Origin of the sequence: Asticcacaulis solisilvae (assembly GCF_017875235.1) — a bacterium.
GTDB classification, from domain to species: Bacteria; Pseudomonadota; Alphaproteobacteria; order Caulobacterales; family Caulobacteraceae; genus Asticcacaulis; species Asticcacaulis solisilvae_A.
Genome location: NZ_JAGGMI010000019.1, coordinates 29,786 through 45,368, shown reverse-complemented (window position 1 = coordinate 45,368; position 15,583 = coordinate 29,786). Strand labels below are relative to the sequence as shown.

The following is a 15,583-nucleotide window of genomic DNA, read 5'->3' as shown; positions in this document are numbered from 1 at the left end:
CCCTTACCGGCCTTCCAGCGCGTGGATGCGCACGCCCTGGACGACGCGGTTGACCGTACCCGAGGCGTTCGGCTTGTCCGGTGTCAGGCCATGGCGCAGCGATTGGTAAAACGCAAAGATCTGCGGCGCGGCGATATAGGGGAAAAGCAGGTCAGCGTCGTCGGCTGTCTCGAGCCCCCGCACCTGGATGGTGTCGGCGGCATCAAGGCCAACGCCATCCCGGGCCGTGATGGCGATGACACGCGCGGCGTCGCCGTCGCGCAGCAGTTCCTCCAGCAGGTCGGCATCATAGCAGCGCGTATAGGCGTCATTCGAGAAGAAGACGACGACCAGGGTCTTGTTGTTGACGATGGTCTTGGGGCCATGGCGGAAGCCGAGCGGCGAGTCGAACATGGTGACCAGCGCACCATTCGTCAATTCCAGAAGCTTCAGCCCGCTCTCACGCGCCAAACCCTTGAAAATATGGCTGCCGAGATAGACGATGCGCTCGAAGCCCTGATCGGCGGCCAGTTTCATAGCTTCCGAATAATCGGAAATAACCGACTGGACAGCCGTGGCGATGGCGTCGATGCGCGGAGCGAACGTCTCGATCCCCGACAGGGCCGACAGCGCCGCGAACGTCATGCAGCTGAAGCTCGACGTCATGGCGAAGCTGCGGTCGTGGGTCGCTTCGGGCAGCAATATGGTCAGACCACGGTCCTGCGCCGCATAACGGGCAAGCGCGCCGTCGTCGTTGCAGGTGATGACCAGGTGGTGCAGCCTGGTGACAAAGCGATCGGCCAGCTCGACGGCAGCGATGCTTTCCGGGCTGTTGCCCGAGCGGCCGAATGAGACCAAAAGGGTCGGCGTGTCGGCTTCGAAATAGAGCTGCGGCGCGCAGGCGAGATCCGTCGTGGCGATCGCCTCGACCCGGCGTTTCAGCTGTGTCGCCAACACGGGCGCCAGGCACTCACCGATAAAGGCCGAGGTACCCGCACCGGTCAGGATGATGCGCGCATTAGCGGGGGCAAGGACCGGCGCCAGGAAGGCCGCGATCTCATCGCGACGCGCCATCAGCAGGCTTTGCGTTTCGCGCAGCATTTGCGGTTGCTGGGCGATCTCGCGCGCCGTCCACAATCCGCCCCTGGCTTCCAGGGTCTTCGCGTCGAAGCCAAAAAGCGCTTCATTCGTCAGGGTGTCAGGCATATGCCGGCTCCGGGGATACTACGTTCATGGGGGTACAGGCCGCCTGATAGCCGTCGAGTGTCGCGCCGATATGGGCGATGACGAGGTTGGCGGGCGTCAGCGCCAGGCCGCCGCCGCGGATCGCCGCATAGGCGTCCGGCAGGTACTGGCTGATGAGCGCCAGTGGAGGCGGATTGGTGCCGAGATTGTCGAACATGGTCTCCTGAGCCGCGGTAATGGCCGCATCCGGCCAATAGTAACGGATGCGGTCCGACAGACTATATTGCAAATCGAAGCGCAGTTCAGGCCCTGTTGCGTGATAATATTTCGCCCAATTGCGCGGCTCGGCCGCCATGCGTTCGAGCGTAATCTTGCGGAAGCGGGATTGCTTGTCCTCTGGGATCCATTCCTGCTCGATGGCGTCAAGCGCCCACAAGGCTTCTCTAAGCGCAAAGGTGACGCCTGGACCGACCTTCAGGATGGCGAAATGGTCCTCGACCAGTTCCTTCAGCGCCTTCGGAGTCTGGTAGTCGGTCGAGTGCGCTTCGAACAGGATACCCGGCAGGAACTCAATGGCGCGGCTTAAGCGGACCGCCTTTGAGCGCTTATAGTCGATGACCTTGTGGTGGTCGAATTCGACACCCGGCTGGACGACCGTGCCGACCACGCGCTCCCAGGCATCATTGAGGCCCAGTTCGGCAAAGATGGCGCGGTGGGTTTCGATCGTCGCCAGGGCCGCGTCGGGCGTGGTCACTTCCAGCTCCGGCAGGTCTTCGGCGGCGCCGCCAGGCACCGGCACCTCGGTGCCAATGACATAGACGCACTTTTCACCACCGACACGCGCTTGCGTATCTTCGGCGATGCGGATCAGGCGCGCGGCGCGACGGGCGATCGTCTCTTCCGGCAATGGCACCGGATCATCGACGCACGACATCGAGCAGTCGGCGTGAATCTTGCGGAAGCCGGCCGCGACATATTGCTCGATCAGCACATCCGCCTTTTTCATGGCCTCTTCGGCGGTCAGAGACGTCCACGGATTGGGCCCCAGGTGGTCGCCACCCAGCAGGATGCGTGAACGGTCGAAACCGACCCGGTCGGCAATTGCGAACACAAACTCACGGAAGTCGTCGGGACGCATCCCCGTATAGCCGCCGTCCTGATTGACCTGGTTGCAGGTGGCTTCGATCAGGGTCACATCAAGTTGCGATTTCAGCGCGTGAACGAAAGATGCTTCGATCACGAGTGGGTGCGCCGAACATACCGAATAGATCCCGCACGGCGTTCCGGACTTATGGCGCGATACCAGATCGAGCATGGCCTTCATAACGCGAGGCTCCCTTGAATAAATGCGTCTTTATAAAATGAGTCTTAGCGCAACACTGCGCCTTACGCAATCAAAACAATGAAAACGAAACATATAAAATTTCGGTCAGTTCAAAATGAAATCATATCCGGGCGCGATTTATGTTGCGCACCCGGATATGAGCGAAAGGGTAAAGAAAGGCTCAGGCCGCCAGCGCCAGCAGGGCCGAGGCAATGAAGGCCAGAATCAGGCCGGCGATCTTCAGTTCACCGGGCACGACATTGGCGACCAGCAGCGAAATTGCCGCCGTCACCAGAGGGCCGCCGGCATTGGTCATCGGCGCCACGACGATCGCCTTGCCATAGCGGAAGGCATAGACGAGGCTGAGCGCGCCAATGGCGTTCAGAATCTGGATGCCGGCCGCAAGCCACGGCCCATCCAGGCCCCAGTTCACCGGCCTGGAAAAGTCGGTCATCATCCACGCCGCCGGCACCAGCAGGAGCCCGCCGATCATCATGTAGAAGAAGATGCTTTCGGCGCTCATGCTGTTATTGGCAAGCTTCATGAAATAGGCCTGGATACCCCAGCACGCCATGATGATCAGGGCCAGCGGGAACCAGCTGCCGCCGCTGGTCAACGACGAAAAGCCGGCCTCGAGCGAAAAATCGAACATGGGCAGGGCGACCAGCGCCAGGACAACGCCGAGCACACCCAGCCACGTCGTGCGTTCGCGCAGAAAAACGAACGACATCAGGATAGTGACCAGCGGCGACAGCGAGATCACCGGGAAGATGAGATAGGCGGGCCCCGTCGTCACCGCATAGAAGAGGATCATCTGCCCGCCGGCGCCGAGCAGGCCGATGGCGAGACCATAAAAAATCGACCTCCAGTCGCGGTCGAGTTTCCAGCCGGCCTTGGCCAGCACAAAGACGGCCGGCAAGATCATGGTCAGCGCCCAGACACAGTAGACAAGCGTTTCCGGAAAGCCGCGCTGGGCGGAGATGCCGGTAAAGGCGCCCCACACGCCCCACAGGACGACGGTGCCGAGCGCGAAGATCAGCCAGCGTTTGTCGGTTTTGGACGTGGTGGCGGGTGAGACTTCGCTCATGATCAAGCCCTCCCGGCCGGCACGGCTTCGATCAGCAGGAAGCGCTCGAACTTTGCCGGAATGCGGCTTGTCTTGGCCGTTACCGTGCCCAAATCCGCACCATTGAAATAGTCGGTCAGTTTGTAATTGCCGGCCTTGAGGCCCCGCAGTTCGACCTGGCCGTCCCAGTGGGGCGCGTCCTTGGGCGTGTAGAAGGCATAGTAGAGCTTGCCGTCCTTTTCGACCGCGTGGGCTTCCGGCTTGTCGAAACCGATATCGTAGAGCTCACCGAGATACTGCCCTTTGGGCAGCATTTTGGCGTTATAGATGTCGACCCATTTGCGCCAGACCGCCTCGCGTTCCGGCGTCAGGCGAAAGTTGGCGTCCTTGCCCCTGCCCTCGTTCGGCCAGGTAAATTTGGTCGAGATGACGGCGCCGATGCCGACCGTCGAAGCGAAATCGTTGCCGCCGTCACTCAGTTCGACGTGGTCGCCGGCATAGGCCGCGTCGCGGCCCATCAGCGCCTTCAGCGACTTGCCCTTAAGACGAACCTGCCAGGACGACAGCGGATCCGAGGCTGGCACCTGATTGGTATAGGGCAGGTTATGGAAGGCGTAGGAGGTGCCGCACGGGCAGAACTCAACGACGGCCTGCGGATTGGCGGCGCGCGCCGTGTCATAGACCAGCTTCCAGAAATCCTGGAGCTTTTCGACCGACTCTTCCGGACGTGCGTGGTTGTGCGCCGGGTTGTAGCACGGCGCCACGCCGTTCATGTGCTGGCCGTCGAGTTTCAAGCCCTCATAGCCCCACTCGTGGATGATCTTGTGGACCAGCTTCTGGGTATAGTCGCGCGTCGGCTGATAGGCCGGGCACAGGTAGAAGGCGTTCCACCAGGTGACGTCCTGCACCGCGCCGTTGGCGTCGAGCAGCAGCATGTCCGTATGGTCGTGCAGCAGGTCCGAACCCGGATCGACGGCCAAGGGTGCCAGCCACAGCTTGGGTTTCAGCCCGGCGGCGCGGATCGCCTTGACGAAGGCGACCATCTCGGCCTCGGTGCGGAACTTGCGCGGGTCGAGGCTCCAGTCGCCTTCATTCGTCTGCCAGCCGTCGTCGAGTACAGCCCACTTGAAGCCGAGTTCCTTGACCTTGGCATAGGTGCCTTCGACCTCGGCGACATTGAAGTTGCGATCATAGCCCCAAGCGCACCAGATGGCCTCATAGGAACCTTCCGGGGCTTTCGGCGCCGCCAGTCCGCGTTCGGCCATGACGCGGCGATAGGCGTCGAGCGTCGCGTAATAGTCGCGGGTATGGATGGTGACGAAGGTGTCGAGCGTATCGAAGCTCTCGCCGGGCTTCAGCGCAATGGCACGCTCCTCGGAAATGGCAATGGAGGCGCCGACCGGTGTCGCCAGCAAGGGCAGTGAGATCAGTTTGGGCGTCAGTTCGATATGGCCGGTGGCGATACCCGCATCCGGGCGCCAGACGTCGACGACCGGCGTGCCCGAGCCATAGTCCGAAGCGTTCATGCCCATGAAGTTCGGTTGATCGAAGCCGTCCTTGACCGGTTGTACCCAGTCGCGGCGATCGGGATGGGTCGATCCCGACCACGACCAGAACCCAGCGCCCGACGCCTTCAGCGTATGGCCGTTGCCGCGCCATGAGGCGATATCAAGCGCCGCATTACCGGTGTTGCGATAACTGGTCCTAACAAGACCAAAGCCTGGATAGTTGTCGTAAAAAGTCACCGACACCGTCTTTTCAAGTCCTTCGGCGGACCGGCCGCGCATGGTGAACTGCGTGCCCTTGCCGTGGCGGTTACTGACCTTGATTTTCGATTGCCCGCTCAAGGCAAAGGCGTCGATGGTGCGGCCGTCCTTGAGCGTCACCGTATCGGATGGCGCGAAATCGGTGAGCGCCAGATTGTCATTCCTGCGCACCAAACGGCTATAGAGGCGGCTGTCATATTCGATGGTCAGGGCGGCATCACCGGCGGACGCCAGACTCAATTCGGCGCTAAATGCCCTGCCAGCTAGGCCGGAGGCGATGGCGGTTCCGGCCATAAGACCGAGAAGCTGTCGACGGTTGGTGAGCGGTCGCGAAATCATGGAACTCCCCTTCCCGGCCGCGGCGGCAGCCAGTCTGTTTGCTTATGCCAATCATGCACAGCTATGGGGATTAGGCAAACAAAAACGAACGAACCGAAATTAAAAGTTTCGTTTTGTTGCCTTAGACAACTACGCCAGACGCAGTTCAAAGCCAAGACGGCCGGACGCTTCGCGCACTAAGTCCGGCACGTCGCCGTCGGTGATCAGGATATCGACCTCGGAAACGTCGATGATTCGATGCAGGCAGACCTTGCCGAACTTCGACGAGTCGGTGATGGCGATGACCTGGCGGGCGCTTTCGACCATCTTGCGGTTCAGCAGCGCTTCGGGTTCGTGGTGGGTGGTGATGCCGCGTTCGACATCGAAACCATCGACGCCCAGGAAGAGCTTGTCGAAGACCAGTTCTTCCAGCGCGGCAACGGTTTGCGCGCCGTAAAACGCCATGTTCTTGCGGCGCAGCTCGCCGCCCAGCATGACGATCTTGATCTTGCGCTTCTGGGTCAGGGCCGCCAGGACGTCGAAATCATTGGTGACGACCGTGATGTCTTCTTCGTCGGGCAGGAAGCGCGCGATCTGCAGCGCCGTGGTGCCCGAATCGAGAATAACCGAATCACCGGGCTTGATCAGCGAAGCCGCCAGCCGGCCAATGCGTTCCTTTTCCTCGGTATGGCTGACGCGCTTGGCCTCGATCGGCGGTTCGGCGCTGACATTGACAACCTCGGACGAGATGGCGCCGCCATAGGCGCGCGTCGCGATGCCGTGCTCCTCAAGATAGTGCAGATCCTTGCGGATGGTCTGCATCGACACGCTGAACTGCTCGGACAGAGCAACGACCTGCACGCTGCCGCGCGACTTCAGCATCGCCGTGATCTGACGCCGGCGCTTGCTGGTGTCGCGCATCAATTTTCCCGAGCCTTCGGCCATAGCCATCTTCCTTGAAACCGTCCCCGTGCCGGATATTTCGCTTATCCAACAGTTCGCGCACGTTTTCAACGCCATGCGAACCGGACCCCCGGCGGAACAAGGTAACATACAATATACGACATAACGAAAGATAAATTGTATATTGAGCGCTACGAAGCGCGCCGTCCGTGGCAGTACTGGATGAAGGCTTCGTGCGCCGGCAGGGCCGCTGCCGTCGTCGCGACCAGGTTGCTGATCTGGGTCATGTGGTGCGCCAGTTCCTCCCCTGTCATCATGTCGGCGACCGGGTGCCAGCTCCTCGGCCGCAGCCCCTGCCCGGCCAGAACCGAGAACCAACTGTTCTCGCGGAACAGCTCATAGGGCGGCTCGACATAGTTGCCGGTGTGGTGGAAGATATCGAGGCGCGCGCGTAAGGAGTCCGGGATCTCCATATGCTTGCAATAGGCCCAGAAGGGCGTGTCCTCGCGCTCGGTGAGCTTATAGTGCGCGATCAGGAAGTCGCGCACGGCCGTATATTCGCCCAGCATGACGCGGTTGAAGTGATCCTCGACGTCCGGATCGAAACCGTCCTTCGGGAAGTAGCTCATCAGCTTCGACAGGGCCGACTGCACCAGGTGGATCGAGGTCGATTCCAGCGGCTCGAGGAACCCCGAGGCCAGGCCGAGCGCCACGACATTCTTGTCCCACATCTTGCGGCGGTGGCCGGTGACGAAGGACAGTTTGCGCGGTTCGGCCAAAGCCTTGCCGTCCAGGCGCGACATCAGGGCGTCGCGCGCATCCGCCTCGCCGATAAAATCGCTGCTGAAGACATAGCCGTTGCCGGTCCTGTGCTGCAAAGGAATGCGCCACTGCCACCCGGCCTCCCGCGCCGTGGCACGGGTGTAGGGGACCGGCGCCTCAATGCGCTTGCACGGCACAGCCCAGGCACGATTACACGGCAACCACTGCGACCAGTCCTCATAGCCGCACTTCAGGGTCTGTTCGATCAGCACGCCGCGAAAGCCCGAGCAGTCGATAAAGAAGTCGCCTTCGATGCGCTGGCCGTCCTTGAGGTCGAGCGCCGTGACGAAGCCGCTGTCCGGATCCTGATGAACCTCCGTCACCGTGCCCTCGTGGCGGATGACGCCGCGCGCCTGGCTATAACGGCTTAAGAAGCCGGCATAGAGGGCCGCGTCGAAATGATAGGCGTGGTTGAGCGGCGGCCGCGACGGATCGTTATTGGGCAGGACGCCGAACCTGCCAGTGCGGGCGGCGACGGTTTCAAGATTGAAGCGGCCGGGGTCCCAGGTGCCGGTCTGTGCCGAATGGCGAAGGAACCAGTGAATGAAACTGACACCCCCCATATCCGCGCCATAGGCGCCGAACGGGTGCAGATAGGCATCGCCGACCTTGCCCCAGTCGACGAACTCGATACCCAGCTTGAAGGTCGCCTCGGTCTCGCGCACCATGTCGGCAGCGGAAATGCCCAGGATCTTGTTGAACATATTGATCATAGGAATGGTGGCTTCGCCGACGCCCACCGTTCCGATCTCGGGCGACTCGATCAGTGCGATCGTGTGGTCCTTCGTGCCGAACATGCGCGCGATGCAGGCCGCGGCCATCCATCCGGCCGTCCCGCCGCCGAGAATTACGATTTTGCGCACCGCCGTCATAACCGGAACTCCAAAAAGAAAAATGGGCGGACCGTCTTCTCCGGGAAGCGAAGACGGCCCGCCCTTAGTCAGGCTTCTAGGGAGGGAAGCCAGGGGAAGCTGCTAAATGACTAATACTTGAAGCGCACGCCGACCTGAATACGCTTGTCATACTCGAACCAGCCGGCCGGCATGAACTTGGCTTCGGTGTTCGGCGCCAGGTTCGTGGGACCCGCGACCTGCTGACGGATGCGAACCTCGGTGCCGAGCAGGTTGCTGCCCTGAACGCTCAGTTCGATATTGTTCGTCAGCGCGTAACGGAATGAAGCATCAAGGAAACCTTCGGCGTCGTTCCACACCGGGAAGCCGATACAGCAGTCATTGACCGACGACACGTATTCCGAGCGCCAGTTATAAGCCAGACGGGCGCCGACCTTGCCCTTTTCGTACATGACGATCAGGTTGTAGGCGTCGTCCGACAGGTTCTCCAGGCGGCCGGCATTGATCATGCCCGACTGGGCCGAACGCGCCGTGGCGACACCGCCGTCGCTGTCGACGATCAGATTGGCGTTCTTGACACCCGAATTCTTGATGTGGGTGTAGTTGGCCTGAACGCCCAGGCCGTCAAACGGCGCCGGCAGGAAGGTGAAGTAGCGCTGATAGGCGGCTTCGAAGCCCTTGATCGTCGCGCCTTCGCCGTTGACCGGCCCGGTCACCACCACATCACGCGTCACGCCATTGTTGGTGTACGGAATGACGAAGGTGCCGTTCTGGATGTAGTCGTCGAACTTCTTGTAGAACAGAGTGAAGCTCATCGAACCCACCGTATCGAAGTAGTTTTCCACCGCCAGGTCGAACTGATCCGCCTTGACCGGCTTCAGGCGCGGATTGCCCGTCGTGCCGGTATAGCCGAACTTGTAGCTGACCGGCTGGCCGGCGCTATTGAGCACCAGGTTTGGATTGCCGGCGACGATGTCGGCCTGGTCGATAAAGCTGCGGTTCAGGGTCATGAAATTGCGCAGCAGGCCGATATCGGGCTTGGAGATGGCGCGCGATGCTGCAAAACGCACGAACCAGTCGTCGGCGACGCCGACGCGCAGGTTGAAGCTGGGCAGGACGTTCTTGTGCGTCGTCGTGACGTTCGACACCGCACTGCCGCCATTGGAGAAGGCCTGGTCTTCTGTCGATGCCGCCGCCAGGCAGCCCGGCGATATGGCGTACTGGTTGGGCCCCAGCGCGGCGATCTGTTCCGGCGTCAGCGGCGTACAGACAAGCTGGCCGGCGGTGAACGGCGTGGCGAAGTTGACCGCGCCCAGGCTTTCGACCGTCGTGTTGACGAAGCGAACGCCAGCATTGCCCGAGACGCTGAAATCGCCGATCATGGCGTCCGCGCCACCGAACTTCAGCATGACATAGGCCGAGTCGGTCTTTTCACGGACCTGCAGGCGTTCGCCGGCGGTGAAGCAGCTGTCGGCCACCTCGTTCGGGCGTTCGCAGATCGGGTTCCAGCCCGAGGACGCCGTGCCGCCCTCGTCGGTCTGACCTGAGATGGCGAAGCGCTTGGCCAGTTCTTCGGGGTTCGAGATAATGTCGTGCGACATAAAGACGAACTGGTTGTGGCTCAGCTGATCGCCGCCAAACATGTCGCCGCCGAATTCCCGCGTCTCGTAATAGCCCGGCTCATAGCCCTGGAACTTGACCGAACCGTCGGGATTGGTGGTGCGCTTGGAGTCAAGGAACCACGAATCGGCCGGGTTGACGCCCCAGTCGGAAGCGATGCTGGCCCAGTTATAGGACGACCACAGGTGGGTCTGCTTGCGGTCGGCGAAGCGGACACCGGCGCGCAGGGCATCCAGCCACGTTCCTTCGAATTCGTAGGCCATGTCGGCGCGGACCGCCTTCAGTTCGCCTTCGCTGTCGGTGATGTGGTCCATCGCTGATTCCGGCGAATAGTTGCGCGCATCGGAAAGGGGATCGGTGCCGATGACATTGTAACCCGACGGCTTGAGCAGGCTTAAGGCCGGATACTTGCCGGTCAGGTCGAGACCCAGGTCGGCATAGGTCGTGAATTCGAAGGTGATGTCGTAATTATAGGTCGTGGCCTTGACCATCTGGGCATCGAAGTTGAAGCGCAGTTTGTCGGTCGCGTCCCAGACGAAGTTCAGCGAGACGTCGTCGATCTTGCGCGTTTCGTGCGAATAGCGCGTCGCCGTGTTGACGATCGGCGCGCCGCGGCAATCCTGATTGGCGTGGCTGACGTCCGACTTGATACAGGGCTGAATGACCGGCAGGGCGACGCCGAACTGGTCATAGGTGCCGTACTGATCGGTCGAGCCGGGGACATATGAGGTGCCGGTCGACCAGTCGATCGCACCATAGCCCCATCCACCCTTGGAACGGGTAATGACGCCATTCTGGAACAGACCATCCGATCCGAAGGTGTAGGGCGTCCCGCCGCCGGCTTCATTGAAGCCGAGGCCCGGCGCGTCGGGCGGCGCGATCTGCGCCGGATCGTTCCAGACGGTCGAGTGCGTCGTCGACGCCGGATCGACCCAGAACCAGTAGCTGATCAGTTGGTCTTCGTTCCAGGTGTTCTCGTACTTGGTGCTGTTATATTGCAGGGTCGCCCGCATGGTGCGGTCGTTGTTCTGCCACTGCGCCGCCAAAGATACGCCTTCGCGGGTACGCTCATAGTCGGTCTTGTTGAAGGCGATGCCCGACGGAATATAGTTGGTCTCAGCCGTATAGGTGCCGGGCGCGAACACCACCATGCGCGGGATGGTCAGGGCGTGGCTGGTCGTGTCGGTCTTGGAGTAAGCGCCGTTGAGCAGCAGGCCAAATTCGCCGATATCGGTCTGCCAGCGATCCGAGTAGAGCGCTGACAGGCTGGGGGTGATCGATTCGCTGAAATTGCCATAGTTGGCTTCGGCCGAGGCGGCCAGGACGCGGCCCTTGCTGTCGAAGGGCGTGCGCGTGCGCAGGTTGACGGAGCCGGCAATGCCACCCTCGATCATTTCCGCCGTCATGTTCTTGTAGGTATCGACGCCCGCCATCATTTCCGGCGGGACGTCCGACCACGACAGGCCATAGCCCGAAGTGGCGCTGAAAGTATCGCGGCCGTTGAACTCGGAGCGGACCTGGGGCAAGCCGCGAATGATGACGCCCGACGGCTCGGCCGAATAGTGCATCACGTCGTCCTTGGCGGCCGAACGGATGACCGAGACGCCCGGCACACGCTGCAGCGCCTCGGCGACCGACTTGTCCGGGAAGGCGCCGATATCGGTGGCGGTGATCGAATCGACGACCGTGTCCGCGTTGCGCTTGATGTCCTGGGCCGTCTTCAGCGCCTTGCGCGTACCGACCACCACGACTTCCGACTGCGGTTCCTCATCCGCAGCCGCCGTATCCTGCGCGAATGCCGCCGGCGCGCACAGGCCCGAGGCCGCCATGACCAGTGTCACAACCGAAACGCCCGCTGTTTTGGATATCCTCATCTCCGTCGCCCTTTTCGTTATAAGGTTATATCTGCGGCCCGCGTTTTCGTCACCCGAAAACAAACGAAGCTAACATTGCTTTTCGATTTATATCACGCACATTTTTCGTCCAGCATTAAGTTGCGAAACCATTCACAATCGCAATATACCGCAACATAAAAGACACATATATATCATACAAAATACATCCGCCCGTCTTCGGAAGCTGGTGTCTTCGCGTGGAAAAGCGTATGACACCGCTTGCCAAGCCGCCTCGAAAAATGCCGCTTCAATTGTTTTAATTGATATTTTTCACACGCATGCAGCCTTTAAACCCGGCACGGCCGTATTCACAGGTGAAAAACCTGTATTTCGTGCCGCAGGACACATCTCATCGACCGCCGTCACAATATGCGAAGGGGTACGCAAGACAAATAAAACGAAATTTTTATCCTTCGCTTGTTGATCGCTCTCCGCAAAAATGTGAAGCTCGCAATTATCGTACAAACAGGAGGCGGCTCATGAAGGTCCTGACAATCGCGCTTGGCGCCCTGCTCATAATACCAGTCCATGGTTTTGCGGCGGAAAACGGCCTTGCTCCAGCGGGCAAATGGACCGCGCCCAGCATCGGCAATGCGCCCACGCCACCGATGGGCTGGAGTTCATGGAACGCCTTCCGCACGGAGGTCGACGAAGACAAGGTCATGGGCGCGGCGCAGAAGCTGGTCGACAGCGGCCTGGCGAAGCTCGGCTATCGTTATGTCAATATCGATGACGGCTGGTGGCTGAAGCGGCGCAAGAGCGACGGCCGCATGATCATCCGAACCCAGATATTTCCCTCGGCCAAGCCAAAGGGCAAGGGTGAAACCAGCTTCCGTCCCTTCACCGACCGCCTGCACAGCATGGGGCTGAAGGCCGGTATCTATAGTGATGCGGGCTACAATGCCTGCTCACAGGCCTACGACCTGCATTCGCCCAACCTGCCCGAAGGCGACACAGCCGAGCGTCAGGTTGGCCTGTACGGCAATGTCGACAAGGACATCGCGCTTTATTTCAAGGAATGGGGCTTTGACTATATCAAGGTCGATGCCTGCGGGCTGAACGTCTATGGCGCCGACCGCGAGATCGTGAAGACGCATAATTATAAGCCCTTCCCGCCCCTGATCGACAGCAACTATATCGGCCGCACCAAGGTCGATGAGGTCCGCAACATCTATAAGGACATCGGCACGGCGATCGCCAAGTACAATCCCGACAAGGATTACGTCTATTCGATCTGCAACTGGGGCACAGCCGATGTCCGGTCCTGGGGCAATGAAGTCGGCAATCTGTGGCGGACCAGTGGCGACATCACGCCGACGTGGACGCGCATGCTGCACACCTTCGATTCGGCCTCGACGCGCGCGCTCTACGCCCGGCCGGGCGCGTGGAACGATCCGGACATGCTCTTCATCGGCCATGGCGATTTCGACCAGAACCACCTGACCGAGGCGCGGTCGCACTTTTCGCTGTGGGCCATGATCAATGCGCCGCTGATCATCGGCTATGATCTGCGCAATGCGCCCAAGTCTTTACTGGACATCTGGGGCAATGCCGACCTCGTTCGCGTCAACCAGGATTCCGGCGGCCACCAGGCCGTGCTGGCCTACGACAGCGATGACGTGCAGATCTTCGTCAAGACGCTTGCCGACAGCAACACCAAGGCGGTCGCCATCTTCAATCGCGGCCTGTTGAAGGCTGATGTCAACCTGATCGCCAGCCACCTCAAGATGGCGGCGGGTTCGGAGATCAAGCTGAAGAATCTGTGGAGCGGCGCGCAATCGACCTTCACCAACGAGACGACCTTCAGCGTTCTGCCACGCGAAACCCTGGTCTTCGAAGTGTCGGGCACGCGCGAACTGAAAGACGGCACCTACCTGTCCGAAATCCCTGGCCGAATCCACGTCGCCGAGGACGGCGTCGTCAATCCGACGCCCGATCCTGTCGTGCACCAGATGGTCGGCCAATGGAGTGGCACGCGCAATGCCGGCGAACGTCCGGCCTATACCGGCTGGGGCGGTGCGCAGGCGGACGTGTCGCCTTATCGCGAAGGGCTTTCGATCGCCGGTCAGGCGTTTGGATCGGGCATCGGGACCTTGAGCAATTCCCGCATGGAGATACGCAGCAACAAGCAATTCAAGCGTTTCGAGGCCCGTGTCGGCGTCAACGATTCCGGTGTCAATAACAGTCAGACCGTACGCTTCGCAGTTTACGGCGACGGCAGGAAGCTGGCGGAAAGCGGTGATCTGGCCTTTGGCGCGACCGCTGCGACGTTGTCCGCCGACATCGCCGGCGTAGAGGTTGTTGAACTGGTCGCCACCGGCCCTGACGGCCAGCCCGTCACCTGGGGCGAGGCGAAGCTGGTGAATTGACTCTGATCACTCCTCCCTGTCGCGTAGCGATGGGGAGGGGGACCGCGCCGGTTTACCGGCGTGGTGGTGGGATTTCTTGCTTACTGCCATAGTAATCAGCTACTCACCGGCCGCTTTCGTATACGTGGCCCAAGCAAGAATCCCCACCACCACATCTTGTTCGCCATTGCTTCGCGCAATGTCTCTCCCGTGCGGTCCCCCTCCCCAAATCTATTGGATCTGGGGAGGTAGAAGGCTAGATCCGTATGATTTTAAGTGGAAACATCATACCGATCTGAGTTTTTGTTTTGTCGCGATATTTAAGGCGAAAACCCCAAAAAACGCATCTTGGCACTTTTCGCCATATCGCTCTAAGTCTTCAGTCCCAACACCCTTCGCGCATTGCCGTAGAAAATCTTATCGATCACCGGCTTCGGCAGGGCCAGTCCCTTCACGTCGGCATCGAGGTCCCAGATCGCTTGCGTATCGCCGGTCGCCAGATAGCGCCAGTGCGAAAGCCAGGCGTCATGGATCTCCTTGCGAATCCCAGCCGGATCGGCGTCCGGATTCATCGTCAGGTCCGAGCCGTAGAGAATGCGATCCTGGTACTTCAGGAAGAAGTTGCGCACCTTGTCGTATTCGCGGTGCGACTGGTACTGCAACTGGCCCATGCGCGCCGCCGTTTCCGCCGTCGCATTGGGGAAGCGGTCGAGGAAGGCCGACAGGGCATCGACGCTCCACTCCAGGCTGGCCATATGCGCGCCCATGAAGTTCAGCTTCGGATGGCGATCGAGAAAGTCGTCGCGCACCGCCATCAGGTGCTCGTACGACGGCCCTTCCGGATGCATGTACATATAGTAGTTCGGATGGTTGCTGAAATAGGCCTTGTCGTTCTTGGTCGTCATCTGGTCAAGCGGCAGCCAGCAGTTGCGCGGCTCGCCCTGGTGGTTGATGAAGACCATGCCCAGTTCTTCGATACGCTTGATGACGGGATCGAACCGCACGTCATCAAGCATGATCAGGTTGCCCGATGCGTCGCGCTCGATCAGGCCGACATTCTTCCACACCTTGACGCCCCGCGCCCCGCGCGCCCTGGCGTCTTCGACATGGGCGATGGTCTTTTCCGCCCAGCCCGGCTGATCGAAGCCCTTCATGCTGAAGGCCGTGGCGAAATGAAACCGCTTCGGATCGGCCTTGAAGAGCAGCGACGATACCTTGCCCTGCGCGTCCAGCGACGGGAAGTCGGGATAGTCGACATTGATGGTCAGGAGCTCGAAATTGTCGGCCACGGCCTGTTCGGCGAACGCCGTATTGTCCCAGTTGATGTGGACATGGGTGTCGAACTTGCGCACGCGCCTGAAGTCGTCAACGGTATAGGCTGCCTGATCGGCACGGACGACAGCGGGCGCGGCCACGCCCGCAGCGGAAAGACCAGCCAGTCCCATCAGGGCGTTGCGGCGATTAATGATCATGGAACCCTCTCAACACTTCGAAGCTATCTTTGGT

General features: G+C 60.6%; 9 protein-coding genes. 1 reads left to right on the top strand and 8 read right to left on the bottom strand.

The features are described from left to right. Positions 1–3 precede the first annotated feature (3 nt). From J2X24_RS20910 to J2X24_RS20880, 7 genes are all read right to left on the bottom strand, one after another. The gene (locus J2X24_RS20910) at positions 4–1,185 is read right to left on the bottom strand and encodes an SIS domain-containing protein (RefSeq protein ID WP_209725790.1); all 1,182 of its coding nucleotides are present in this window, start codon (positions 1,183–1,185) and stop codon (positions 4–6) included. After that, complete coding sequence (locus tag J2X24_RS20905) at positions 1,178–2,479, bottom strand: D-tagatose-bisphosphate aldolase, class II, non-catalytic subunit (RefSeq protein ID WP_245345009.1); 1,302 nt, start codon at positions 2,477–2,479, stop codon at positions 1,178–1,180. The genes J2X24_RS20910 and J2X24_RS20905 overlap by 8 nt, the downstream gene beginning before the upstream one ends. Positions 2,480–2,669: 190 nt before the next feature. Further along, the gene (locus J2X24_RS20900) at positions 2,670–3,575 is read right to left on the bottom strand and encodes a DMT family transporter (RefSeq protein WP_209725786.1); all 906 of its coding nucleotides are present in this window, start codon (positions 3,573–3,575) and stop codon (positions 2,670–2,672) included. Between the two features lie 2 nt (positions 3,576–3,577). Next, the gene (locus J2X24_RS20895; RefSeq protein WP_209725784.1) at positions 3,578–5,659 is read right to left on the bottom strand and encodes a glycoside hydrolase family 36 protein; all 2,082 of its coding nucleotides are present in this window, start codon (positions 5,657–5,659) and stop codon (positions 3,578–3,580) included. 129 nt (positions 5,660–5,788) lie between these two features. Further along, positions 5,789–6,583: a transcriptional repressor AgaR gene (gene agaR / locus J2X24_RS20890; protein ID WP_209725780.1), complete on the bottom strand. Its 795-nt coding sequence runs from the start codon at positions 6,581–6,583 to the stop codon at positions 5,789–5,791. Positions 6,584–6,732: 149 nt separating this feature from the next. Next, entirely contained in the window at positions 6,733–8,235 is a 1,503-nt protein-coding gene (locus J2X24_RS20885) for a tryptophan halogenase family protein (protein ID WP_209725777.1), read from the bottom strand. Positions 8,236–8,345: 110 nt separating this feature from the next. Next, complete coding sequence (locus J2X24_RS20880) at positions 8,346–11,708, bottom strand: TonB-dependent receptor (RefSeq protein WP_209725774.1); 3,363 nt, start codon at positions 11,706–11,708, stop codon at positions 8,346–8,348. 500 nt (positions 11,709–12,208) lie between these two features. On the opposite strand from J2X24_RS20880, the gene J2X24_RS20875 reads away from it, so the two are divergent. Beyond that, on the top strand, positions 12,209–14,098 hold the full coding sequence (locus tag J2X24_RS20875; protein WP_209725771.1) for an NPCBM/NEW2 domain-containing protein: 1,890 nt from the start codon (positions 12,209–12,211) through the stop codon (positions 14,096–14,098). Positions 14,099–14,448: 350 nt separating this feature from the next. Here J2X24_RS20875 and J2X24_RS20870 read toward each other — a convergent pair whose 3' ends face one another. After that, entirely contained in the window at positions 14,449–15,549 is a 1,101-nt protein-coding gene (locus J2X24_RS20870; RefSeq protein WP_209725768.1) for an amidohydrolase family protein, read from the bottom strand. Positions 15,550–15,583 lie beyond the last annotated feature (34 nt).

Bases quoted from the DNA above. Each gene is read 5' to 3' on its own strand.
- J2X24_RS20880 (WP_209725774.1), bottom strand. From the start codon at position 11,708: ATGAGGATATCCAAAACAGCGGGCGTTTCGGTTGTGACACTGGTCATG.
- J2X24_RS20870 (WP_209725768.1), bottom strand. From the start codon at position 15,549: ATGATCATTAATCGCCGCAACGCCCTGATGGGACTGGCTGGTCTTTCC.
- J2X24_RS20885 (WP_209725777.1), bottom strand. From the start codon at position 8,235: ATGACGGCGGTGCGCAAAATCGTAATTCTCGGCGGCGGGACGGCCGGA.
- J2X24_RS20905 (WP_245345009.1), bottom strand. From the start codon at position 2,479: ATGCTCGATCTGGTATCGCGCCATAAGTCCGGAACGCCGTGCGGGATC.
- J2X24_RS20895 (WP_209725784.1), bottom strand. From the start codon at position 5,659: ATGATTTCGCGACCGCTCACCAACCGTCGACAGCTTCTCGGTCTTATG.
- J2X24_RS20900 (WP_209725786.1), bottom strand. From the start codon at position 3,575: ATGAGCGAAGTCTCACCCGCCACCACGTCCAAAACCGACAAACGCTGG.
- J2X24_RS20910 (WP_209725790.1), bottom strand. From the start codon at position 1,185: ATGCCTGACACCCTGACGAATGAAGCGCTTTTTGGCTTCGACGCGAAG.
- J2X24_RS20875 (WP_209725771.1), top strand. From the start codon at position 12,209: ATGAAGGTCCTGACAATCGCGCTTGGCGCCCTGCTCATAATACCAGTC.
- agaR (WP_209725780.1), bottom strand. From the start codon at position 6,583: ATGGCCGAAGGCTCGGGAAAATTGATGCGCGACACCAGCAAGCGCCGG.